Source organism: Metabacillus sp. GQ13 (genome assembly GCF_059758525.1).
In genome coordinates this window covers 1-23795 of sequence record NZ_JCAXET010000014.1, presented here as the reverse complement: position 1 = coordinate 23795, position 23795 = coordinate 1, and the positions used below count along the sequence as shown (strand labels likewise).

General features: G+C 35.8%; 24 protein-coding genes and 1 riboswitch. Of the genes, 17 read left to right on the top strand and 7 right to left on the bottom strand.

Annotated elements, in window-relative coordinates; genetic code table 11:
• Positions 1-55 precede the first annotated feature (55 nt).
• Positions 56-237, top strand: a riboswitch (Lysine riboswitch).
• 197 nt (positions 238-434) lie between these two features.
• The 3 genes from AC6CHR_RS17325 (at position 435) to AC6CHR_RS17315 (ending at position 4077) form a co-directional block, all read left to right on the top strand.
• Positions 435-1985: a Na+/H+ antiporter NhaC family protein gene (locus tag AC6CHR_RS17325; RefSeq protein ID WP_498250258.1), complete on the top strand. Its 1551-nt coding sequence runs from the start codon at positions 435-437 to the stop codon at positions 1983-1985.
• 464 nt (positions 1986-2449) lie between these two features.
• Positions 2450-3958 (top strand): sodium-dependent transporter, encoded by a 1509-nt coding sequence (locus AC6CHR_RS17320; RefSeq protein WP_498250257.1) that lies wholly within the window; start codon positions 2450-2452, stop codon positions 3956-3958.
• A gap of 2 nt (positions 3959-3960) precedes the next feature.
• The gene (locus AC6CHR_RS17315) at positions 3961-4077 is read left to right on the top strand and encodes a methionine/alanine import family NSS transporter small subunit (protein ID WP_498250256.1); all 117 of its coding nucleotides are present in this window, start codon (positions 3961-3963) and stop codon (positions 4075-4077) included.
• Positions 4078-4164: 87 nt separating this feature from the next.
• Here AC6CHR_RS17315 and AC6CHR_RS17310 read toward each other — a convergent pair whose 3' ends face one another.
• Positions 4165-5136 (bottom strand): M23 family metallopeptidase, encoded by a 972-nt coding sequence (locus tag AC6CHR_RS17310; protein ID WP_498250255.1) that lies wholly within the window; start codon positions 5134-5136, stop codon positions 4165-4167.
• Between the two features lie 329 nt (positions 5137-5465).
• On the opposite strand from AC6CHR_RS17310, the gene lipA reads away from it, so the two are divergent.
• On the top strand, positions 5466-6362 hold the full coding sequence (lipA, locus tag AC6CHR_RS17305; RefSeq protein ID WP_498250254.1) for a lipoyl synthase: 897 nt from the start codon (positions 5466-5468) through the stop codon (positions 6360-6362).
• A gap of 480 nt (positions 6363-6842) precedes the next feature.
• Here lipA and AC6CHR_RS17300 read toward each other — a convergent pair whose 3' ends face one another.
• Positions 6843-7520, bottom strand: a complete 678-nt coding sequence (locus AC6CHR_RS17300) for a YhcN/YlaJ family sporulation lipoprotein (protein WP_498250391.1) — start codon at positions 7518-7520, stop codon at positions 6843-6845.
• Between the two features lie 119 nt (positions 7521-7639).
• On the opposite strand from AC6CHR_RS17300, the gene AC6CHR_RS17295 reads away from it, so the two are divergent.
• Complete coding sequence (locus tag AC6CHR_RS17295) at positions 7640-7915, top strand: YutD family protein (protein WP_498250253.1); 276 nt, start codon at positions 7640-7642, stop codon at positions 7913-7915.
• Between the two features lie 53 nt (positions 7916-7968).
• On the opposite strand, the gene AC6CHR_RS17290 is transcribed toward AC6CHR_RS17295, so the two are convergent.
• On the bottom strand, positions 7969-8235 hold the full coding sequence (locus tag AC6CHR_RS17290) for a DUF3055 domain-containing protein (protein WP_498250252.1): 267 nt from the start codon (positions 8233-8235) through the stop codon (positions 7969-7971).
• A gap of 331 nt (positions 8236-8566) precedes the next feature.
• Between AC6CHR_RS17290 and AC6CHR_RS17285 the strand changes: the two genes are divergently transcribed.
• The 3 genes from AC6CHR_RS17285 (at position 8567) to nucF (ending at position 11248) form a co-directional block, all read left to right on the top strand.
• Positions 8567-9874: an EAL domain-containing protein gene (locus AC6CHR_RS17285; protein WP_498250251.1), complete on the top strand. Its 1308-nt coding sequence runs from the start codon at positions 8567-8569 to the stop codon at positions 9872-9874.
• A gap of 39 nt (positions 9875-9913) precedes the next feature.
• Positions 9914-10354, top strand: a complete 441-nt coding sequence (locus AC6CHR_RS17280) for a DUF86 domain-containing protein (protein ID WP_498250250.1) — start codon at positions 9914-9916, stop codon at positions 10352-10354.
• Between the two features lie 117 nt (positions 10355-10471).
• Complete coding sequence (gene nucF, locus AC6CHR_RS17275) at positions 10472-11248, top strand: 5' nucleotidase NucF (RefSeq protein WP_498250390.1); 777 nt, start codon at positions 10472-10474, stop codon at positions 11246-11248.
• Between the two features lie 118 nt (positions 11249-11366).
• Here the strand turns inward: nucF and AC6CHR_RS17270 are convergent, their stop codons facing one another.
• Positions 11367-11867: a phosphatidylglycerophosphatase A family protein gene (locus AC6CHR_RS17270; protein ID WP_498250249.1), complete on the bottom strand. Its 501-nt coding sequence runs from the start codon at positions 11865-11867 to the stop codon at positions 11367-11369.
• A gap of 255 nt (positions 11868-12122) precedes the next feature.
• Here AC6CHR_RS17270 and yutH point away from each other — a divergent pair, with 255 nt between their 5' ends.
• The 5 genes from yutH to thrB all read left to right on the top strand — a co-directional run bounded on the left by yutH (position 12123) and on the right by thrB (position 17790).
• The gene (gene yutH / locus AC6CHR_RS17265) at positions 12123-13121 is read left to right on the top strand and encodes a spore coat putative kinase YutH (protein ID WP_498250248.1); all 999 of its coding nucleotides are present in this window, start codon (positions 12123-12125) and stop codon (positions 13119-13121) included.
• Positions 13122-13308: 187 nt separating this feature from the next.
• Positions 13309-14280, top strand: a complete 972-nt coding sequence (locus AC6CHR_RS17260) for a 2-hydroxyacid dehydrogenase (protein WP_498250247.1) — start codon at positions 13309-13311, stop codon at positions 14278-14280.
• Between the two features lie 254 nt (positions 14281-14534).
• Positions 14535-15833 carry a homoserine dehydrogenase gene (locus AC6CHR_RS17255; protein ID WP_498250246.1) on the top strand — a complete coding sequence of 433 codons (1299 nt, stop codon included), beginning with the start codon at positions 14535-14537 and terminating at the stop codon, positions 15831-15833.
• Positions 15833-16891, top strand: a complete 1059-nt coding sequence (thrC, locus tag AC6CHR_RS17250) for a threonine synthase (protein ID WP_498250389.1) — start codon at positions 15833-15835, stop codon at positions 16889-16891. The genes AC6CHR_RS17255 and thrC overlap by 1 nt, the downstream gene beginning before the upstream one ends.
• Positions 16888-17790: a homoserine kinase gene (gene thrB, locus AC6CHR_RS17245; protein ID WP_498250245.1), complete on the top strand. Its 903-nt coding sequence runs from the start codon at positions 16888-16890 to the stop codon at positions 17788-17790. Before thrC ends, thrB begins: the two co-directional genes overlap by 4 nt.
• Positions 17791-17913: 123 nt before the next feature.
• Here the strand turns inward: thrB and AC6CHR_RS17240 are convergent, their stop codons facing one another.
• Both AC6CHR_RS17240 and AC6CHR_RS17235 read right to left on the bottom strand, forming a co-directional pair.
• Complete coding sequence (locus tag AC6CHR_RS17240; protein ID WP_498250244.1) at positions 17914-18150, bottom strand: NifU family protein; 237 nt, start codon at positions 18148-18150, stop codon at positions 17914-17916.
• Between the two features lie 497 nt (positions 18151-18647).
• On the bottom strand, positions 18648-19715 hold the full coding sequence (locus AC6CHR_RS17235) for an NAD(P)/FAD-dependent oxidoreductase (protein ID WP_498250243.1): 1068 nt from the start codon (positions 19713-19715) through the stop codon (positions 18648-18650).
• A gap of 523 nt (positions 19716-20238) precedes the next feature.
• Here AC6CHR_RS17235 and AC6CHR_RS17230 point away from each other — a divergent pair.
• Positions 20239-20475 carry a YuzB family protein gene (locus AC6CHR_RS17230; RefSeq protein WP_498250242.1) on the top strand — a complete coding sequence of 79 codons (237 nt, stop codon included), beginning with the start codon at positions 20239-20241 and terminating at the stop codon, positions 20473-20475.
• 92 nt (positions 20476-20567) lie between these two features.
• Here AC6CHR_RS17230 and AC6CHR_RS17225 read toward each other — a convergent pair whose 3' ends face one another.
• Positions 20568-21260: a DUF2225 domain-containing protein gene (locus AC6CHR_RS17225; RefSeq protein ID WP_498250241.1), complete on the bottom strand. Its 693-nt coding sequence runs from the start codon at positions 21258-21260 to the stop codon at positions 20568-20570.
• Positions 21261-21576: 316 nt separating this feature from the next.
• On the opposite strand from AC6CHR_RS17225, the gene dapF reads away from it, so the two are divergent.
• From dapF to AC6CHR_RS17210, 3 genes are all read left to right on the top strand, one after another.
• On the top strand, positions 21577-22434 hold the full coding sequence (gene dapF, locus AC6CHR_RS17220) for a diaminopimelate epimerase (protein ID WP_498250240.1): 858 nt from the start codon (positions 21577-21579) through the stop codon (positions 22432-22434).
• A 95-nt stretch (positions 22435-22529) separates the two neighbouring features.
• A complete protein-coding gene (locus AC6CHR_RS17215; RefSeq protein ID WP_498250239.1) occupies positions 22530-22892 on the top strand; it encodes a HesB/IscA family protein in 363 nt (120 codons plus the stop codon).
• 552 nt (positions 22893-23444) lie between these two features.
• Positions 23445-23777: a hypothetical protein gene (locus AC6CHR_RS17210; RefSeq protein ID WP_498250238.1), complete on the top strand. Its 333-nt coding sequence runs from the start codon at positions 23445-23447 to the stop codon at positions 23775-23777.
• The last annotated feature ends 18 nt before the right edge of the window (positions 23778-23795 follow it).

Sequence of the window (23795 nt, the reverse complement as noted above, 5' to 3'; positions counted from 1 at the left end):
TTTGCTAAAATAGTAAATGTTGAAAATTAAATATTGACCAAACCACCTTATCTCAAGATGAGGTAGAGGAGCAGAAAACATTAGTACAATATGTGAGGATGACAACGATGACCATATTGAAAAGGGCTTTTTGCCGAAGCAAATGGATGTGTCAGACACCATTTGCTGGTAGTACTTTGAAGAAGGGTATTACTGTCATTATAGTGAAATTTTCTATAATGGAGGGCTACTGATCGGGATGGAGGATAACATAACATTATTCTAAGAAGAGAGTAGTGATAGTTATTTTCTATCATTACTCTTTTTTGTGTACACTTTTTTATGATGTGTAAAGAGTAAGCTGGTAGATAAAAGTGATTTTTTCACTACTCTATATCCTTTAAATCGACATTAGAACCTTCTAAACTACAACGAAAACAGGAGGCTTTATCATTATGTCTGGCACTATTTATTCAATTATTCCGCCACTGTTAGCTATTCTTATGGTTATCTTAACGAGAAGAGTATTACTTTCACTAGGTGTGGGGATTATTTCGGCAGCTTTGTTAGTAACGGAGTTTTCAATAGTCAATACGGGTTTAACCATTTATGAAGCGATAAAGGCAGTTTTTATCTCTGAAGGAAAGCTAAACACGTGGAATGTTTATATTTTACTCTTTTTAATCATTCTAGGTATAATTACAGCTCTTATATCCATTTCAGGGGGAAGTAAAGCCTTTGGAGAATGGGCAGAAAAGCGTGTAAAAACAAGAGTTGGTGCTCAATTCACTGCTGCATTATTAGGTGTATTAATTTTTATTGATGATTATTTTAATGCTCTTGCAGTTGGTCAAGTGAGTCGACCAATAACTGATCGTCAAAAGGTTTCTCGGGCAAAGTTAGCATACATTATTGACTCAACCTCAGCGCCTATATGTGTTGTTTCACCAATTTCTAGTTGGGGAGCTTACATCATCGCGATGCTTGCGACGATTTTGGCAACGCATGGTGTCACAGATATCACTCCACTCGGTGCTTTTATTACAATGATTCCAATGAATTATTATGTGCTAACAGCAATAGTTCTTGTCTTTGCAGTTGCATACTTTAATATAAATATTGGTAGCATGAAGGTTCATGAAGAAAGAGCAATGAAAACTGGACAGGTAGTAGATCCTAATAAGGAAGCCTTAGGTGAAGTTAATGAAGATTTACCGACAAGTGACAAAGGAACAGTAGGTAATCTAGTTTGGCCAATTATAGCGTTAATTGTTGGAACTGTTTCATCTATGCTATTAACTGGTTATCTTGCAATTGAGGATAAAGCGGATGTATCCATATTTACTATATTTGAAAACACAGATGTTTCAGCATCTCTTTTATATGGTGGTTTATTTGGTCTAGTTGTTACGATCCTATTATTCTTTGGTAAAGGAATTAAGACCAGTTATTTTCCTATCGCGATAAAAGAAGGAACAAGATCAATGTTATCTGCAATATATATCCTAATTCTAGCTTGGATAATTGTTGATTTGATTGGTCAGCTAAAAACAGGTGAGTATTTAGCTGGTTTAGTTGAACAGTCGAACTTAAATATAGCTTATCTTCCAGTTATCTTATTTTTATTGGGAGCATTTATGGCCTTTGCAACAGGGACTTCATGGGGAACATTTGGAATTATGCTGCCAATTGCAGCTGAAATAACTGCTGCAACAGATATTTCCATGTTACTACCTGCAATGGCTGCAGTACTAGCAGGATCCGTTTTAGGAGATCATTGCTCGCCAATATCAGACACCACTATTCTTTCATCCACAGGAGCAGGAAGTCATCATATCGACCATGTCATAACTCAGCTACCTTACGCATTAATTGGAGGTTTCATTGCTGCAGTTGGTTACATTGTTTTAGGTATGACAGGAAGTGGTCTAGCTGGTTTAGTCGTAGTCATCTTACTATTAGCTGGTTTAATCGTAATCTTTTCAAAAAGGGCAAAATTTGTATAAAATAATAATATGAAAAGGATATAGGCTTGTACTATATCCTTTTCATATTGAATTTTTATGGAGGTAATTAATGCTTTTTTAACAATGTGTAACGATCTATGTATAGAAATAATTACATTTTAATTAAGAGCTCATTAGAAATGTGCTTTACTGATATACTATCCTCATATAAGCATATTATTTATTATATATAAATTAATAGAATAATAAATTTAGAAGATTTTCACAGATGAATAGTGTAAATATTGGGAAACTTCAGAGGGAATTAGATCTATCTAATGAACTATTATGCTATTCACTATAATTTTAATATCATACTAAGATAACTTTTAAAAATTTTTTTTATAGACAGTGGAATAAAGTCTAGTTATAATATGTATAGATTATATTAAATAGTCAGAAAATTATCTATCTTCAAATTGTTTCCACATCTTTGGGTGCTATTTGAAAAGGGGGAAAAGGTTATGGAAAATCGTCCACAGTGGGGTACAAGGGCAGGTTTTATTTTAGCAGCCGTTGGTTCTGCAATTGGTTTAGGAAATATTTGGCGGTTCCCTGCAACGGCTTTTGAAAATGGAGGAGGAGCATTCTTTTTACCGTATCTGTTTGCGTTATTAACAGCGGGTATACCACTTCTAATTATGGAGTTTACGTTAGGTCATAAATACCGTAGTTCTGCACCAATGACATTTGCAAAAATTAGTAGAGGTAAAGAATGGATTGGTTGGTGGCAAATTGCTATCTCATTCGTCATTTCTTGTTATTACCCAGTCATTATCGCCTGGGCAGGTTCTTATTCTATCTTTTCATTTAATCAAAACTGGGGTAAGGATACAGAAACATTCTTATTTAGTAATTACTTGCATATTGCTGAAACTCCAGGTCAATTCGGAGGTTTTGTACCAGGTGTATTAATTCCACTTATTCTTGTCTGGGTCATTGCTTTAGGTGTTTTATTTGCAGGAGTTAAAAAAGGAATTGAAGTCGCAAGTAAAGTTTTTATACCCGTTTTAATTATTATGTTTACGATTATTGTTATTCGCGCATTAACACTTGAAGGAGCAGCAGAAGGTTTAGAAGCATTTTTCAAACCTGACTGGAGCAAAATACTAGACGGTAAAGTTTGGGTTGCAGCTTATGGTCAAATTTTCTTTAGCTTATCTATTGCGTTTGCTATTATGATTACTTATTCAAGTTATCTTCCAAAAAAGTCTGATATAACAAATAATGCATTCATTACTGGTTTCGGTAACTCTGCATTCGAGGTTCTTGCAGGTATCGGTGTATTTAGTGCATTAGGATTTATGGCAGTACAACAAGGTGTACCTGTTTCAGAGGTTGTTTCTTCAGGAGTTGGATTAGCATTTGTTGTCTTCCCGCAAATTATTAATGAATTTCCTGGCTTTAATGGTCTATTCGGATTCTTATTCTTTGGTTCATTAATTTTAGCTGGTTTAACGTCATTAATTTCTATCACTGAAACGTATGTAGCAGGAATTCAGGAGAAATTTAATATTTCTCGTACGAAGGCAGTAGCAATTGGTGGAGGTTTAGCAGCGATTTGTTCATTACTATTTGCTACTAGAGGGGGATTATACTTCTTAGATAGTGTGGACTATTTCATCAACACATTCGGTGTTGCATTAGCTGGATTAATAGAAGTTGTAGCTATTGCATGGTTTGCTAAGGAATTAAAAACCATTCAAAAGTATGCAAATGATCTATCTGACATCCAAATTGGTGCATGGTGGAGAATTTGCTTAGGACTTGTAACACCAGTTGTTTTAGGATATATGATGTTTGATAATTTACGTACGAATTTAACGAGCGAATATGAAGGCTATTCTCGTGAATTCTTATTTAGCTGGGGATGGACAGTTGCATTGGGTGCAATCTTTGTGGGAGTACTCTTCTCGATTGGATTTAAAAAGAAAAAAGAAAAACAAAATCCTTCAAGTAAGGGGGTATCATAATTATGAGTGCATCTGCAATTGCGATGATGGTTATTGGTATTGTGATCGTATGGGGAGGCTTAGCTGCAAGTATAGCTAATGCTGTAATTAAAGCGAAACAACAAAAAAATAAAATTTAATAAACTTTAGAAAATAAAAGGCTGACATCTTCGTCAGCCTTTTATTTTCGTCATTATCATTTATTTTGTCAGACCTGATGCACATTATTATTTTTTCTTATGTCTTTCGGCTCTTTCCCATGATTTTAATTGTGGATAAGGGTCAAATGACCATTCCGTTCTGCCGTTGTCTTTATATAGGCCGTAATGCAAGTGTGGAGGGAATTTACCTGCTGTTCCTGGTGGACCGTATCCTGAGCTCCCTACGGATCCGATAAGCTGACCAGGTTCTACTACTTGACCAGTTTGTAAACCCTCAGCAAATCCATTTAAATGGGCGAAGTAATGGTAGGTGTTATCGATATCTCTGATCCCTACCCTCCAGCCACCATACCGATTCCACCCTTTCATTTCAATAACACCATAGCAAGTCGAACGCACCGGAACGCCATAACTTGCAAAGATATCTGTCCCCTCATGTATTCTTCGACCACCCCAACCACGTGCATCGCCCCAAGTATTGTTATAACTAAAGTTATGGTTGAGAGGTAAAGGGAATTCATGATTGTCTAAATCTAGTCGACCATATGTCTTATATAACTTCATATGACCCATAATAAGTCCGACTGCTTTATCTCGATGGTAATAATTCCATAAACCAATTTTAAGGTTATCAAGGTCGGTACCATAGGATTGTAGATAATGGGCGAATGAATAAAGTACGTCTTCGTCATTCGATCGGTCAGCTCGATCATCCCCATCCCCATCTTCTCCAATTCCTCCAAATAAGCCAATACTTGTCGGATTCTGATCATCTTGGTTAGGATTAAGAGGGCCAGACCAGACCTCCGGCTTAATATAGATTTCAAGCAAACCCTCAGATTTAGGGATATCATTGCGAGAATGGCGGACATTTCGCTCGTATTGATCAATTGATGCTAATACATACCAAGGTATATTTGTAACAGTCTCTACTTTTTTATATAAGCTCATTAGCTTTTGAGACTCTTCATTTTGATCGGTTTTTGCTTCAGCAGCATAAGCTAAAGAATGTGCCGAAAAACAAATCAAAATTAACATAATGGAGAAACATAAAACTTTACGCACAGTAATGAGCTCCCTTCAGCCATATTTATGCTTTCCTGATAGAGAAAGTAATACTCTGTTGCAAGTCTTTTATAATAACCGGAGCATTTGTTATAAACATTTAAACCAATCCAATATGTTGGAAGTTCCTCTTAATAGTTTGGTTTGCAATTGGCATTTCATAATTAGCAAATGTTAGAAATTATTAAACAGCTCTTTTTCTTGTCCCTCTTGGGTTTCATATGTTAAAGTGGAAACGGACGAAAAAAAGCAAGCAAATAAGCATCGAATTACTATTAGACTACATACTGGAGATGAATCAGATGGCGAAAAAGGAAGAATATTTACGTAAGCCTGAATGGTTGAAAATAAAATTAAACACAAACGAAAACTATACTGACCTTAAAAAGCTTATGCGTGAACAAAAATTAAATACAGTATGTGAGGAAGCAAAATGTCCAAACATCCATGAATGTTGGGCAGTCCGTAGAACAGCAACCTTTATGATATTGGGTTCTGTGTGTACACGAGCATGTCGTTTCTGTGCAGTAAAAACGGGCCTTCCAACAGAGTTAGATTTAGCAGAACCAGAACGTGTAGCGGATTCTGTTGCACTAATGAATTTAAAGCATGCTGTTGTAACAGCTGTAGCTCGCGATGATTTAAAAGATGGCGGTTCTGAAGTCTTCGCAGAAACCGTTCGTGCAGTTCGTCGTAAAAGCCCATTTACTACTATAGAAGTATTACCATCTGATATGGGTGGGAATTATGAAAACCTTAAAATGTTAATGGATGCGAAGCCAGATATTTTAAATCATAATATTGAAACTGTCCGTGAGCTAACGCCAAGAGTACGTGCACGTGCAACATATGAAAGATCACTAGAAGTCTTAAAACGGGCAAAAGAAATGCAACCACAAATCCCTACAAAGTCTAGCTTGATGATAGGATTAGGCGAAACAAAGGAACAAATTATTGAAACAATGGATGACTTGAGAGCGAACAATGTCGATATCATGACCATTGGTCAATACTTACAACCAACCAAAAAACACTTAAAAGTTCAAAAATACTACCACCCAGATGAATTTGCCGAACTACGTGAAATTGCAATGAGCAAAGGCTTTAGCCACTGCGAAGCCGGCCCACTAGTCCGCTCATCTTACCATGCAGACGAACAAGTAAACGCAGCAGCAAAACAAAGACAAGCACAGGCATGAAAAAGTGATCTCCTGGGAAAAAGTGATTTCCTTTTTCAAAATTCTAGAGTGAAATCTAGGAAAAAGCGAACTTCTTTTTCCCCTAAGCAAGCAAAGTAAAGAGAACGCCCTTTTCCCTTAAACCCAGACAACTCAAAAGGGAAGAGATTCTTTTCCATAAATCAAAATCGCGTTCATAAAGACAAGGAAAAGTAAAAAATGTGCACATAACCTCCTACCAGGAAGTACGTGCACATTTTTTAGTTTGGTTCGGGTTTTGAGAGTAAGACATTTTTATTGATTTCACTGTTTGATTTATTTTGGTTTTAGGGAAAAAGAAAACCGCTATTTCTGATTTCACTTTTGGATATATTTTAGTCTTAGGGAAAAAGGAGATCACTTTTTCCTAGATCCCGCGTTAGAAGTCTGGAAAAAGAAGCCCACTTTTTCCTAGTTTCCGCTTTAGATGTCTGGAAAAAGAATTTCGCTTTTTCCTATTTCCTATTTTTCAAAACGAGTCTTCTCATAATTATCTTTCATATCATCATCCAACTCTTCGTTCATTTCACCATAGCCTTCACCATTCGCATTTTCTCCATCATTAAGTTTACGTCCCTGTGGTGATTTCAGCATTTCTTTAATCGTTTTGTTGACTATTTGATCTATATCTCTACTGTTAGAATCAAGAGGACTGTATGCCTCAATTTGTTGAATCATCCCCTCTTTATCAGAAACATAAGCGTGATAATATCTTGGAATTGCTGATAAAGCAGTTTTCTTAACTTGGTCTGCCGTTTCCGAGCGATTATCCGAATCTGTTTCATAGGCGACTAAGACTTCTTCATCAGTTACTAATGTAGCAACATCATTAACATTAGGAAGTTGGACAATTAAGCTGCTGATCGTGTTCGCTGCTTGCTCTCTATCTAAGCCAGGTGTACGTGTGTAGTTAACGTTTTGAGTGTTGCCATTCTTTTGATGACGAACATAGCCAAAGTTAGCTGATTTATCATTATTTGGGTTTCTATGTCCTTCTTCATTGTAAAGTTCATTATGATCCTGTACATTTATTGTATTACCACTTTCATGTAAGAAAGAGGTATCCTCGTTTGCACCTTGCTGACATGCAGATAATAAAGAAAAACCGATAAAACTAATTGCTGCTAATTTTGCCTTTATCAATAGTAGCACCTCCTCTTGCTTAGGATGACCAATTATAGGAGAATACTTCTTAGTAATTGATGGTTGTGGCTGATTAGATTATGATTAGAATAAGGACCGAATGAGGTGAAAACAATATGATAAGTGTTCAAAACCAATCTTTTGAATTAATAAAGGAAGAGAAAAGTGGATTTAACGAAGAAGCATTCAAAGAACGATACAGTGATATTTTGAATAAATATGATTTTATTGTAGGAGACTGGGGTTATAGTCAATTAAGGCTACGTGGTTTTTTTGATGATCAAAATCAGAAGGCTTCATATGATACAAAAATCAGTACGTTAGATGACTATATATTTGAGTATTGTAATTTTGGTTGTGCATATTTTGTTTTGAAAAAAATAAAAAAATAAAACGTGGAAGCATCACGTTTTATTTTTTTGAATGGGTCTTTCGCTTTTGTTTATTAAGAAAGTTCAAATAGAAAGTCACGAAGTTCCTCTGCATCCTCGTTATTAAGTTTGTAGGCGTATTCTAGATAACCTGGTTCTTTTAAGTCATCTTCGCCAATAATAGCAAATCGATTACTTTGGATATCAAGGACAATCTGTTTTCCATAGTATCGATCACTTTGAATAATGGCTAAGTCAAAGCGTTGATTTTCCCCCATGAAACTTACAAATCTCGTTTTCGTATCATCCGTTTCATCATATAAGTAAAATCGTTCAGTCATTTTTTTATCTCCTTTTATGGAAACTACTTCGCTTTAGGTGCTATACAACTTAGGTGTATAGGAAGTTGCGAACAGTATTTCCTATATATTTATCAATATTCGCAAAAATGTTCCAAATCAAAGACTTGGATTTTTCCTAAGTCCATCATATCAAATAGAACGTTTGTCATCGCACTATTTTTCCTTCAAGAGAATATTATTCAGTCATTCAGAAAGGTAACTCCAATTACCCCTAAATTAAATAAAAATTTCCAAGAAATAAGTCGAAAATACACTAAATGTGTTAATATAATAGTTATGAATAGGGGATTGCCAGAAGGGTTGAGTACTTATGAAAATGGGGCTTTGCGAAAAGCAATATAGAAGAATAAAAAAGTGGAATAAACTTTTTTTACCACATAAGAAGTTAAAGTATTACCCGCCAAAATTTGTACTTAGAGACCCTGTTTTAGAGGGTGTATATCATGCTATGTCAAGTGGATATCAAGTGGCAGTAGTAGTGATCTCTGTTTCAAATCTACGTGAGTTTTCTGAGCAACTTGAACCGAATCAAATAATGGAATATAAAAGTACTCTTAAAGAGGGATTTCAAAAGGTTTTTGAAGAGTCCCCATATAAAGATGAACTACTTGTGGCTCATGACTATTATAGTGATGGTTTGACAATCTTCCTGAAAATAAATGATGAAAAACAAAGTGTTATTCATATAGAGAATATGCTGAAAACGATCATGCCTAAGCTTGAAAGAAAAATCTATCGTAAATATTCATATTTTCATCATTCATTCGATATTGGCTATATGTTCATCGAAAAACAAAACGCTACAATACAGGACGCTTTATATACAGCTCAACAGCAAGCGATTGCTATGGCAGAAAAACGTATACAATCACGCTATATAGAAACATTATTAGAGATCCGCCATATTATTCAAAAACGGGAAATTTCTATATTAGCACAGCCGATTATTGACTTATCGAATAATGAAATTAAAGCATGGGAATTTTTAACAAGAGGTCCAAAAGGCACAACATTAGAAAACCCACTTCAATTATTTTCCCTTGCAAGACAATCAAATTTAATTTATGACTTAGAATTATTAGTGTTAGAAAAATCGTTTCAAATGATAGATCGCGTTGGATGTATTGATGATATCTTTTTAAATTTTACCCCGATTACACTAGGAAATAAACGGTTTATCCCTGGACTTGAAAAACTGTTGAAGCGATTTTCTAATATGGAACCTAGTAAATTAATCTTTGAGGTAACAGAACGAGATTCAATAGAAGGTCTTACACTTTTTCATGACAATATAAAGCAATTACGCAAAATGGGATTTAGGATAGCTGTTGATGATACTGGAGCAGGTTATTCTAGTCTTCATACAATAAGTGAACTTCTACCAGATATTATTAAAATTGATCGCTCAGTGATACAAGACATTGATACCAATAGTGTAAAGGAATCAATGCTAAAGGGATTAATTCTAATAGCCAAAGAAACGGGATCACTTGTTGTAGCAGAAGGAATTGAGAAGAAGGAAGAAGCAGAAGTGTTATTAAGGAACCAAGTAGACTTTGCTCAAGGCTACTTTTATGCAAAACCAGGTACATTAGAGAAGGCACGCGTTGCTTTATAGTATTGCTAACGCTCTCCTCAAAGATTGGATGTGGCAATAGTGTATTTTATTGACCGTGAAAAAATTGAAGCAAACCTAAAGTTTCTTGAGAAGCAGTTAAAGCTCTTAATTAGCCAGACAAGTTGGTCTAGTGATCTTGAAAAATTAGCTCTAGAGAGAATTTGTCACGTAAGTATTGAAGTTATTATCGATGTTGGTAATGCGATGATCGATGGATTTATCATGCGTGATCCAGGAAGCTATGAGGATATTATTGATATTTTATTAGATGAAAAAGTAATTAATATGCAAGAGGCTTCCGGTTTAAAAGATGTCATCTGGCATAGAAAAGAACTTGTTCAAGATTACCTTGATGTAAACTATGATCAATTGATTGCTACCTTTACTACTCAGAGAAATAACCTTCAGCAGTTTACAACAAATGTTCGAGCATACATAAAACAAGAACTTGGACCAGTGACAGCATTTAAGCCGTTGTAATAAATATTTGTCCAAAGGTAAAAAATTAGGGTGACCACGAGATCATCCTTTTTTTAATCGATACCTATTAATTAAATATGACTGTAAATGGCGAAATGAAAGGTAGTTGTAAAAATGATAAAAAAGTATAAGGGTTATTTAATCGATTTAGACGGTACGATGTACAAAGGAACTGAGCAAATTGAAGCGGCTAGTAAATTCGTTGCCACTTTAGTAGACAATAACATTCCCTATTTATTTGTGACAAATAACTCATCACAGACCCCTGAGAAGGTTGCAGACAAGTTAACTGAATTTTCTATTCAAGCAACAAAAGAAAGTGTGTTTACGACAAGTCAAGCTACTGCCAATTACATATGGGAGATAAATAATAATGCGAGTGTTTATGTAATTGGAGAAGAAGGGTTAAGGAAAGCGTTAGTTGATAGAGGTTTGCAGCTTGTAGACGAAAATCCGGATTATGTTGTGACAGGAATTGATCGTGATATATCATATGAAAAACTTGCAAAGGCATGTATTGCTGTTAGAAATGGTGCGACATTTATTTCGACAAATGCTGACATAGCCATTCCTACAGAACGAGGATTATTACCTGGTAATGGTGCACTTACTTCAGTTGTTTCAGTCTCTACTAATACGGCACCGATTTTTATTGGCAAACCAGAAGGAATCATTGTCGAACAGGCTTTACAAGTAATAGGTACAGATAAAAATGAGACATTGATGGTTGGAGATAATTATGATACTGATATAAAGGCTGGGTTTAATTGTGGTTTAGATACGTTGCTAGTACATACGGGTGTGACATCAAAAGAACAGCTGCAACAGTTTTCTGTTCAACCAACTTATACAGTGGATTCATTAGAGGATTATCTGAAGGTCGCATTTGAGTAATCTCAAATCGTTCTAGTTATTTATTTTTGGACATTAAATCAAAAGATAACGAAAATAAGCCTCCTAGGAATGTAAATCTTCCGTAAGGAGGCTCGTCTTATTATATTATAGAAGTTGTTTACTCAACATCCCTAGCTCGGTGTGCAAGTCTACTGGAAGCCGCTGCTGCTATTGCTCCAACAATATCATCTAGAAATGTATGACATTTTCCAGTTGACTTATCATTTAGGTATTGAAGGATACCTGGTTTAAGTTTATCAATGTACCCATAATTTGTGAAACCGATGGAACCATAGATATTTACGATTGAAAAAGCAAGTATCTCGTCTACTCCATATAAACTTTCATCTGTTGTAATAATCTCCTGTAAAGGCTCTTCCAGTTGTCCCTTTTCAGCTAATATATCAAATTGGATCCCTGTTAGTACGGCGTTTTGCACTTCTCTTTTTGTAAGAACGCGATCAACATTTTCCAAACATTCATCCATCGACAAATCTGGGTGGTACTTTTCTTGTAAAAAGTATACGAGATCAGCAATGTCCTCTAGTTTTACTCCACGTTTAATCATCCAATCTCTAGCTGTTTTTTCAACTAAATCCATTTTTTCCTGACTTTTCATCACATTCACCCAATTCTTTTTGTTTTGCGCATTTTTTTAGTCTATGAAGACTTCAGACCTTCTATTCATAGATAGGGTTAGATATCTCCTTATTATAGTTCTATTCAAACCTTGTTCCTTTTGCGACTTTTGCGCAACGGTTGACTATCCCTATATTCTTCTACATAACTTCAATACTCCCTGCATCAAATTAATCATAAACTTTTAGAATTTTGACTACGATAGTATAAGGTATCTACGCAGGAGGGGATTATTGTGAAAAAAATTATTTTTGAGGAGTACGGTATTAAGGTTCAAGACATGACAAAATGGGGTCAATATGATTCGTTTCGAGTGCATCAGACTCACTTTTTAATTGTACCTGTTTCCCACATAGATGAAGACGAACTATATGAATTGTATCAGTTAGGTCAATTTATGATTGAAAAAAAAGAACAGTATGTAGCTAACTTTATTCTTACTAAGAAAAATCAACTATTTTTCGAGAAGGATGAAACACGATTTGTGATTACTAAATGTTCTTCAAGTACGACAGGACGGTTTAACCAAATAGGAAAGGAATTAGCTCGCTTCCATCAAAAAGCAAGATCTTACCCGTATCAAGTGACAAAAACACTACGAATAGGTCAATGGAGATTCCTTTGGGAAAAACGCCTCGATCAGCTAGAATCATTTTGGCAAGGTAGGGTGCATAATCAGCCATTAAATCAATTTGAAAAGCTGTTTGCCGAGTCATTTCCATATTATTTAGGGATTGCAGAGAACGCTATCCAATACTTAGTTGATACTGAACTTGATGAAGAGCCACAACTCATTGATTCAGGTACCATTTGTCATCATCGATTCAATTCATCTACATGGAAATCTGAGATGTCTGTCAAATTACCAACAGAATGGGTTTTTGACCACGGAAGTAGAGATATAGCAGAATATATGAGACATTTATTTTTTGATGAACAAGAAGAATTAAAATTAAATGGGTTCAGTTTCTTAGATGAATATGACCGTACAACACCGCTTTCGGCGTTTTCGTGGAGACTGATCTACAGTAGATTATTATTTCCTATCCATTATTTCGAATGTGTTGAAAATTATTATTTAACACCAGAGGATGACAAACATTATTATGAAGAACGGATGGAACACCTCCTAAAAACGTCTAGACAATATGAAGCTTTCCTATCCAACTTTTCAAATATGCTGTCAATGAAAACCAGGAAAATCATGCTGCCATCCGTGGAGTGGTTATCATAAATTTTTCTTCAAAAAAATATGTGACTGATTCGTTGTCATTTAGAGTCTTTAATCCGTAGGGGAAAAACAATATATCCTACGGAAATTGCTACTGAAAAAATACGAATCAGTTACATTTTTGCGAACATCATATTGCGCTTATGATAAAATAAGATATCGGCCAAAACTAAAAATCGGGGTGATTTGATTGACAAGACCATCTGTTTTTGTGACAAGAAAGTGTACTGAACAACAGCTTCAACCGCTATTTGATATCGCAGACGTGGAAATGTGGCATGAAGAAGAAATACCTTGTCCTAGAGAGTTGTTGCTAGAGAAGGCGAGAACTGCTGACGGGTTACTAACAATGCTTTCTGATACGATTGATAAACAATTATTAGATGAAGCGAAACAATTAAAGGTGGTAGCAAATCTTGCGGTTGGTTACGATAACATTGATCTTCAGTATGCCGATCAAAAAGGCATTATTATCTGCAATACACCGGATGTATTAACAGACACTACAGCTGATTTAACGTTTGGATTATTACTCTCTACTGCACGTCGCCTTTTAGAGGCAGCAGACTATGTGAAAAATGATCAATGGAAAAGCTGGGGTCCCTTACTGTTAGCAGGTTATGATGTTCATCATAAAACAATTGGAATAGTTGGAATGGGGAAAATTGGACAAGCTGTCGCAAAACGAGCAACAGGCTTTGAGATGAACATTCTTTATCATAATCGTTCCAAAAATAAGGATGCAGAAGAGATACTGGGTGCAAGATATTCTTCATTAGATGAATTATTGACAGAATCGGACTTTGTCGTTTGCTTGACCCCTTTAACAGAAGAAACTCGTGAGTTATTTAATAAGGATTCATTTGAAAAAATGAAAAAGACCGCTATTTTTATTAATGCAAGTCGTGGTGCTGTTGTTAATGAGCAGGATCTTTACGAAGCATTGTGTGACAAACAAATTGCGGGTGCGGGACTTGATGTCTTTTTACAAGAACCAATTGAAGCGTCACACCCTTTAGTAGCGCTAGATAATGTCGTTGCTTTACCCCATATCGGAAGTGCAAGCTACGAGACTAGGTATACAATGATGAACCTCTGTGCTGAAAACATTGGAGCTGTATTAAAAGGGAGCCCCCCAAAAACAAGAGTAAGAGTAAAGTAAGCAAAGTGATAATCAATAAAAACACTGAAAGAAAAAATTACATATTAGTTTTTAATTTGTTTAAAAACCCAGTTACAAATACAGCGTTTATATAAATAAGTTTGTTTTTCGCATAGAAAGCGTTTTTATTCAAGAAAACTGAAAATTCACCCTTGTAAAAGTTTTCTAAGCAATTTATAATGACATGTATATTATAAATGTCTCTTACGAGGATACAGATGTATTTTCTAGATGAACATAAAGGAGTGGAACTTGTGGAAGCAATTCATGTAGGTCTTTTAGGTCTTGGAACAGTCGGTAGTGGTGTTGTTAAGATTATTGAAGATCATCAAGATAAGTTAATGCACCAAGTTGGCTGTCCTGTAAAAGTTAAAAAGGTGCTTGTGAAAAATATCAATAAAGAACGTCAAGTTGACATGGAAAAAGATGTTCTTACGACAAACGTTAAAGATGTTATTAATAATCCAGATATAGATGTAGTAATTGAAGTAATGGGTGGAGTAGAGGAGACTCGTCAACATTTAATTGAAGCACTCCAAGCTAAAAAACATGTCGTTACAGCAAATAAGGATTTAATGGCTGTTTATGGTACTGAGTTGCTCTCCATTGCGACAAAAAATGGTTGTGATCTCTTTTATGAGGCAAGTGTAGCGGGGGGAATTCCGATTTTACGAAGCTTAGCTGATGGTCTAGCTTCTGATCGCATCACTAAAATGATGGGAATCGTAAACGGTACAACAAACTTTATTTTAACAAAAATGTCGAAGTTAGGAAGTGCCTACGACGATGTTTTAAAAGAAGCACAGGATCTAGGATACGCAGAAGCGGATCCAACTTCAGATGTTGAAGGATTAGATGCTGCCAGAAAAATGGCGATTCTTGCTCGTTTAGGCTTTTCGATGCATGTTGATTTAGATGATGTTAAGGTACAAGGGATTTCCAATGTAACAGATGACGATATTAGCTATAGTAAACGCCTTGGCTATACAATGAAACTAATTGGGATCGCTCAACGAGAAAATGGGAAAATTGAGGTCGCTGTGGAACCAACATTATTGCCTGAATCACATCCTTTAGCGGCTGTGAATGATGAATATAATGCTGTTTATGTATATGGTGAAGCAGTAGGCGAAACAATGTTCTATGGTCCTGGTGCTGGTAGTCTTCCTACAGCAACGTCGATTGTCTCTGACTTAGTGGCGGTTATGAAAAATATGAGACTTGATGTGAATGGTCGTAGTGCAGTTGCTCCTCAATTTGAAAAGCAGTTGAAGAGCCCCGAGCACATTTACGCACAACATTTCCTAAGAATTACCGCAAAAGATCAAGTAGGAGCATTTTCAGATATTACATCGCTTTTCTCAGAACGAGGAGTAAGCTTCGAAAAAATATTGCAACTACCTATTAAAAATAGTAACCTTGCTGAAATTGTCATTGTTACACATAAAGCAGCACAAAGTGATTTTGTAGAAATCTTACAACAATTGAATGACTTAGAAGTAGTAGATGAAGTGAAAAGTACGTATCGAGTAGAAGGGAACGGTTCAATATGATGTGGAATGGCCTTATTCAAGAATTTGCAGAGTTTCTACCAGTAACAGATAAAACACCTAGATTAACACTTCAAGAGGGGAATACGCCTCTTATCCATTTACCAAAGCTTTCTGAAAAGCTAGGGGTTGAATTATATGTAAAAACAGAAGGAACGAATCCTACTGGTTCATTTAAAGACCGTGGAATGGTAATGGCAGTTGCAAAAGCGAAAGAAGAGGGCAGTGATACAGTGATCTGTGCCTCAACTGGTAATACTTCAGCAGCAGCTGCTGCGTATGCTGCTAGAGCAAATATGAAATGTATTGTTTTGATTCCAGATGGGAAAATTGCTTTCGGTAAGTTAGCTCAAGCTGTCATGTATGGTGCTGAAATTTATGCGATTCAAGGTAATTTTGATCATGCGTTAACAATGGTACGTAGCATTAGTAAAAAGCTACCTATCACATTAGTAAACTCAGTTAATCCATACCGAATCGAAGGGCAAAAAACAGCTGCATTTGAAGTGTGTGAGCAGCTTGGTAGCGCTCCAGACTATCTTGTTATCCCTGTCGGTAATGCTGGAAATATCACTGCATATTGGAAAGGTTTCAAAGAGTATAATGAAAAGAAACAAACAGGGTTACCAAAGATCCACGGCTTCGAAGCTGATGGAGCTGCTGCAATCGTTCGTGGTGAGCCGATTGAGAATCCTGAGACTGTTGCTACAGCGATTCGTATTGGGAATCCAGCCAGCTGGGAGTCAGCTGTAAAAGCGAAGGAAGAATCAGGTGGAAAAATTGATTCTGTAACAGATGAAGAAATCCTTGAAGCATATCAATTAATTGCTCGCGAAGAAGGAGTTTTTGCAGAACCTGGTTCATGTGCATCGATTGCTGGATTAATTAAGCACCGTAAAGCAGGACTTATTAAAGAAGGAAGCAAGGTTGTTGCTGTATTAACAGGTAATGGCTTAAAGGATCCAAATACTGCAATTGATGTATCTGCGATTAAACCTATGGTTCTTCCAAACGATGAGGATGTTTTCTTACAACAATTAAACGGAGTAACAGTTCAATGAAAGAAAGCGACATGTTAAAGATTACAGTTCCGGGTAGCACGGCAAATTTAGGTCCGGGATTTGATTCAGTTGGACTAGCTCTCGGTAAATACCTAACGCTTGAAATAAAACGATCAGAACAGCTTTGTTTTATACCAATGACGCAACATGTTATGGATACCCCAACGAATGAGGATAACTTAATTGCTAAGGTTGCTATCGCTGTTGCTGCTAAACAAAATAAACAGCTACCAGCTTGTGAAATTAAGGTATGGAGCGATATCCCAATGGCAAGAGGGATTGGAAGTAGTGCAGCAGCGATTATTGCTGGTATAGAGCTAGCTAACCAGCTCTGTGATCTGCAATTAACAGACGATGAGAAGTTAAGGTTTGCAAGCCTTGAGGAAGGTCATCCTGATAATGTAGGTGCCTCCCTTTTTGGTGGCCTAGTTGTTGGCCTCCATCAAAAGGATCAAACTGGAATCATTTGTGTGAAGAACATAGAAGTAGATGTTGTTGTTGTTATCCCAAAGTATGAGGTGTTTACAAGTGATGCAAGAAATGTTTTACCAGAATCACTTGATTACAAAACATCCGTAGAGGCGAGTGCAATAAGTAATATGTTGGTGGCAGCCCTGCTAACAAACAATTGGGAATTGGCAGGTCAAATGATGGGCCAAGATCTATTGCATCAACCTTATAGAAGTAAACTAATTCCTGAAATCAATGCAGTTCAAGAAAAGATAAAGGATCTTGGTGCATACGGTTCAGCGTTAAGTGGTGCCGGCCCTACAGTCATCACTTTTATTGAAAAAGGAAAAGGTGACTATTTAGCTGAAAAACTAGCAAGTCAGTTTTTAGATTGTGATGTGGAGCTTTTAGAGGTTGATTTTGTTGGGTGTAAAGTAGAAAGAATATAATCATACGCAAAAAAGGACTGACAATTTTTGTTAGTCCTTTTAGCGTTGAAAATAATAAGTTTACATGATGAAATCAGAACAATTAGTGCCAGAAATCACTACTGTAATGTAGAGGTTGCTAAATTAAAATACTTGTTCTACTTCAACAATTCCAGGAACTTCTTCCAAAAGCGCGCGCTCAATACCAGCTTTTAAAGTAATTGTTGAGCTAGGGCAGCTACCGCAAGCACCTAAAAGGCGAAGTTTAACAATCCCATCCTCTATATCAACTAATTCACAGTCTCCTCCATCACGAAGTAAGAATGGACGAAGTTTATCTAATACTTCTTGAACTTGATCTATTAATACTGTTTCAGTCATTCAAATCGACTCCTTTCCTTATTCTACATTATATTTGAAATGAATTAAAAAATCTAATCGAAAGATTGAAAACGAAAATCTTTGTCTATACCTACATCTTATTTTAGCATATTTTCAACCTTTTAAAAATGGTACTTCTAACTAAGATGACCAAGTCACAGATATGTAAGTGTGAGGCTATCATAGGCTGTCTTAGCAAAGATTGTTGTTTTTCTGAATATGTAAATATTTACTTATTCAGCCTAGCTTCGTGCTATTTTCGTTAAATGACTCTGATATCCCACTGGAGATCGCTTCAATTTAGATCATAAAAATCCAAAAGCCGATTTTTATTCATACTAGAGCAACAAACTTTTAGAAAAGAGCCTAATCATACAAAAAAGCTGACACCGTATATTTTGGTATCAGCCCATTGTTTTCTATTTTATGATTAAAGTCAATAACGCATCTCAATGGTCGAAGGTCTACGAGGGTATTAAGCACCAAATGACTGCTTGTTATCCATTATGGTACTTGTACATCCATAAGACGCCAGACTTTAACATACGTGGTACACGGCCCATGAGTGGTCGATCGTTCACTAAACCGAAGCCTTGTTTTTTTCCTAAGGATCCTAGAACTCCTTTTAGTTTAAAGGGAGGGAAGGATTCTGGGAGAGGTTCGCCTTTCCACTTTTTAAGAAGAACTTGGACAATTTGTTCTGCTTGCGCTTCTGCTAACTGTGCACTTGGAGCATGAGGCAGACTCGCACAATCACCAACAACAAATACATCCTCGTATGTTGGGATAGAATGTTGGATCGTTAATACAACTCTTCCTTGATTATCCTTTTCAACTGGAAGATCGCGGACAACTTTATTCGGTTGAATACCAGCTGTCCAAACAATGGTATCACACTCAAATGGTAGGTCATGATTGTAAATGATATGTGGTTCAACTTTCGTAATATTAGCACCATTGATTATTTCAACACCATGCTCACTAAACCATTTTTCTACATAACTACTTAAGCGTTCTGGAAAGCTAGATAAGATATGTTTGCCTCGGTCATATAACTTAATAGTCAAATCTTTTCGGCTTTCTCTAAGCTCGCTAGCAAGCTCTACACCACTCAATCCAGCACCGACGATCGCAACAGTAGCACCAGAGTTTAAATTATTTAACCTCTGATAGGTTTCACGACATTGGTCGATCGATTGGATACTAGATGTAAATTGATTAGCACCAGGTACATTGTGGTACTTGTCTTCACAACCTAATCCAATAATTAAATCGTCATAAGGAATGGTTTCTTCTCCTTCTAACAGGACTTCTTTATTATCGAGATTAATAGAATTAATTTTACCGAATTTCAATTGGAGACGTGGATGCTCTGGAAACGATACACGTATATGGTGATCTGATATTGTACCAGCTGCAAGTGCGTAATATTCTGTTTTAAGACAGTGATAAGGATTTTTATCAATTAAAGTAATTTGAACATCATCAGGTATATGATTTGGTAATAGTCTAAGGAGAATACGCATACCGCCATATCCACCGCCAAGGATCACTAGGTTCTTCATTTTCGATACCCCTTTTTCCCCACGTTTTGTTTTTATAAGCTACATTAAAAAGTCAATATTTTAGCATTGTAAAATATAAAATACCATAAAAAGTATAACGAATTTGTGACAAATTCACAACACATTATCGGTCTTTTCTTGATTATTACTAATTTTATCAACCAGGATCTGCTCAATTGGATATTATTTTATTATAGTGCATGAGAGGGAGATATAATAAAATAATATCTAATATCTTTTTTGTAAGGTTGTTTTCGCCAAGTTTGTTGTTTTCCGTACTTAGCAACAAACTTTTAGAAAAGAGGGCCTTGTAGAAACAGAATTTATCTGTAATGTACTTCGTTTACTGTCTAGCTTGAGCGATTGCTTTTTTCATAATTAAGATTCCTTAAGTTTAGATATTTGTAGTTCTCTACGTTTTCATCTAAAATCAGTATATTCTAGTATGAAAAGTATTTCTATTATTAATGTTGTATAATAGAATTTTACAATTTTCTTTAAGGTACATGGAGAGGTGTGAACAATGAAGCCTATTATTGAGTTTTGTATAAGTAATTTAGCCAATGGAGCCCAAGCAGCCTTAGAACAGCTAGAGAAGGATCCAAATTTAGATATAATTGAATACGGTTGTTTAGGGTATTGTGGAAAGTGTAGTCAATCTCTATATGCATTAGTGAATGGAGAGGTCGTTACAGGGAACACCCCTAACGAACTAGTTGAAAATATATATACATTTTTAGAGGAAAACCCAATGTTTTAATAGAGCAAATTTTATCGTAGTTAATTATGTTTTCGACAACAGCCTTATTTAGGCTGTTGTCGACTCATAAAAACACTCAGGTAAAACGGAAATTATCCTAGTTTCTTTTCTCTCATCTCAGCCCAACGGTTTTTAGCCATTTCAACAATCCCTTTTTCAGTAGTTTCCCTTTGCATTTCAATGACACGTGAGAAGTACTTTGTTGCTTGCGCAATCGATCCAGTTCTTTTGCTTAAATCTCCAATAATATAAATGAGTTTTATTTCAGTTAAATGTGTATCTGAAAAATCTCCATTCATATAGGAGTTGATATATTCATTTAGGGCTAACCGTGTAAAACGATTTTCCTCAACTACATTTATTTTTTCTGTTCGATATATCCAAGCTAAGCGCAAATAAACTCCAGCTAATGCAATATGTTTTTCCTTTTTAATTGACGCGCAATAGATAGCTAATTTATATGAATTTATAGCCTGATCTAGTGTACGTTCCTTACAATAATCATCACCATTCCAATTTGAGGATATTTTCTCTTTAATCGTGTTTAACGTAGTAGGTGGGAAAAAGGATGAAAACTCCTCAGAAGAAGAATAGCCGCAATTAGGACATACTTGAACATAGTATAATAATGGATTTTTCTTTGTTGAAGCATAGTAAGAACAGAAGTCAGAATCATGCTTATTTACTCTAATGTATTTTGATAAAACTTTCCTTGTCGTATACTTTTTAAGACATACATTACAAGTGACTACTTTTTCGTATAAAAAATCTAGTTCTTTAATCATGGTATACCCTCCTTTATATTGAGTCTAAAGGCGTATTCTATATGTGAAGTATACCAAATTAATGAGTTAAAAGGACTACTTATATAAAAATCTACTAAAAAAAGAAAAAGCTTCCGATTAAATAAGGAAGCTCTTCTTTTTAAAAACAGGGGATGTTTTTATTGTGCTCGCTTTTCTAACAATTTATACTAAATAAAAGGCAGTTATTGTAATGACGATTATTTGCATCTTTACTTAAATTTAATGGATCAAACTCGTATCGCTTAATCATACAATGCGATTAATAAAATAAATAGTAAGTTTTTTGGAGGGTCTAATGAATTCTTTTCAATTTACAAAAATGCACGGATTAGGTAACAATTATATTTATGTTAATCTATTTGAGGAACATCTTGAAGAACAGGAATTACCTGAAATTGCTCGACAAGTTTCAAATGTTCATACAGGGATTGGCTCAGATGGCTTAATTTTAATATGTCCATCAGAGAGAGCCGAAGTGAAAATGAGAATCTTTAATAATGATGGATCAGAAGGTAAAAACTGTGGAAATGGATTACGATGTGTTGCCAAATATGCTGTTGAGCATAATTTAGTAACAGGTACAGAGTTTAAAATTGAAACACTTTCAGGACTGGTTGAAGCTAAGGTACAGCTCGAAAAAGGTGAAGTAAACTTAGTTACGGTTGATATGGGGGCACCTAGACTTTTGAAATCAGAAATTCCAATGGCTGGTGAACCAAACAGTCAGACTATTTGCGAAGAGATGGAATTTGACGGAAAAGTATTTGGTGTGACAACTGTATCAATGGGGAATCCACATATTGTTTTCTATGTGGATGATATAACTCAAGCACCACTAACAACATTAGGTCCAATTGTTGAGAAAGATCCAAGATTTCCTGAAGGAATCAATGTCGAATTTGTTCAAGTTGTCTCGGAAAATGAGATGCATTTTAGAGTATGGGAAAGAGGTTCTGGCATAACACAGGCTTGTGGAACTGGGGCTTGTGCTGCTGTTGTTTCTTCAGTGTTAAATAAGTTAACACCTATTGGAAAAGAGACGACTGTCCACTTGGCAGGCGGTGATTTGTTAATAAATTGGACGGCTGGTGGTACAGTTTTAATGACGGGTCCTGCTGAAGTTATCTCTACAGGCACGTACTATTTAAAATAACGTTATCAGTCTGTTATGTTTGAGTGAATGATGACAAAGATGTATACTAGTGCTAGTGAATAAGATGATTTCATACTGTTGAAGGAGGTTTACAGATGAATGAAGTAGTAGAAATTACAGAAGCGGCAGCTTATCAAATAAAAGATATGATGGTAGAAAACGAAGAAGAAAGTGCGTATCTTCGTGTAGGTGTAAAAGGTGGAGGCTGTAGCGGGCTCTCATATGGAATGGGTTTTGAACACGAAATCAGTGATGATGACGATGTTTTAACACAACATGGCCTAACGGTTCTTATTAAAAAAGAAGATGCACCAATTTTAAATGGAACGAAAATTGATTATAAAAAGTCAATGATGGGCGGTGGCTTTACTATAGATAATCCCAATGCAATCGCTAATTGTGGTTGTGGATCATCTTTTAGAACTGCTACTAAAACAGGTACTCCTGAAGAGTGTTAAGGAATTTTTCTGCTCCGAACTGTTAACCGTTAACCTATACGGTAACTGATGCGAAGAATTGCAGGTTGTATCGGTTAAGCCGTGTATAAACGGGTATCCTCCGGTACAAAAGCAGTGCTATTTGTTAATAACGACCTTTCTAGTGGATGGTGAAAAATACATCGTTAGGGAGGTCTTTTTTGTTTTGGCCATAAATAGACGAAAGAGAGTATCGAAGCTGATGTCTGTAAATGTGTATACCTGTAACTTACGCTCGATCAGGAGCTAGGCTTAGAAATAGCCGGTAAACGAGCCTAGGGATTACGAGAACTACACTAAGCTGAAGGGATTTTTTACAGACTGGCTTAACGAGAATTACGATGGATAGACTACGTTGGTGAATTTAACGTTGAGACCTTCTTGTATAAGCGCAGGTATGAAAGTCAACAAAGCGGGTATCGCAAGGAATATTTTGAAACTTATACGGTATTAATACGTAATAGTAAGAGGAACAATAAAAAAGATTAATAAAAAGTCGGAAGATCAGTGAAATAGAAAGGTGATAATTATACAATGAACAAAGGCACAATAAAAACGTTAAAGTGGGTATCAGGCGTATTCGAAGCAATTCTAGGTATACCTATTTTAGGTGGAAGTATTGTACTAGGCTTGGGATGGACGCCATTATGGGTTATGCTTATTTTTCATATCGTAGTATTAGTACTTTCGAAAAGGGCAGGAGTAAATGCACACGGTAATATTCTCGGAATTGTAACGTCGGCTATCGGATGGATTCCAATTGTCGGCATGATTATGCACATTTTATCGGCGTTATTCATACTTTTCGATGCTGCACGTAGTAATGATAAAGATAAAAATCCTGACATAATTGATATGGCCGAATAAAAGAAAGCCTCGACGCTT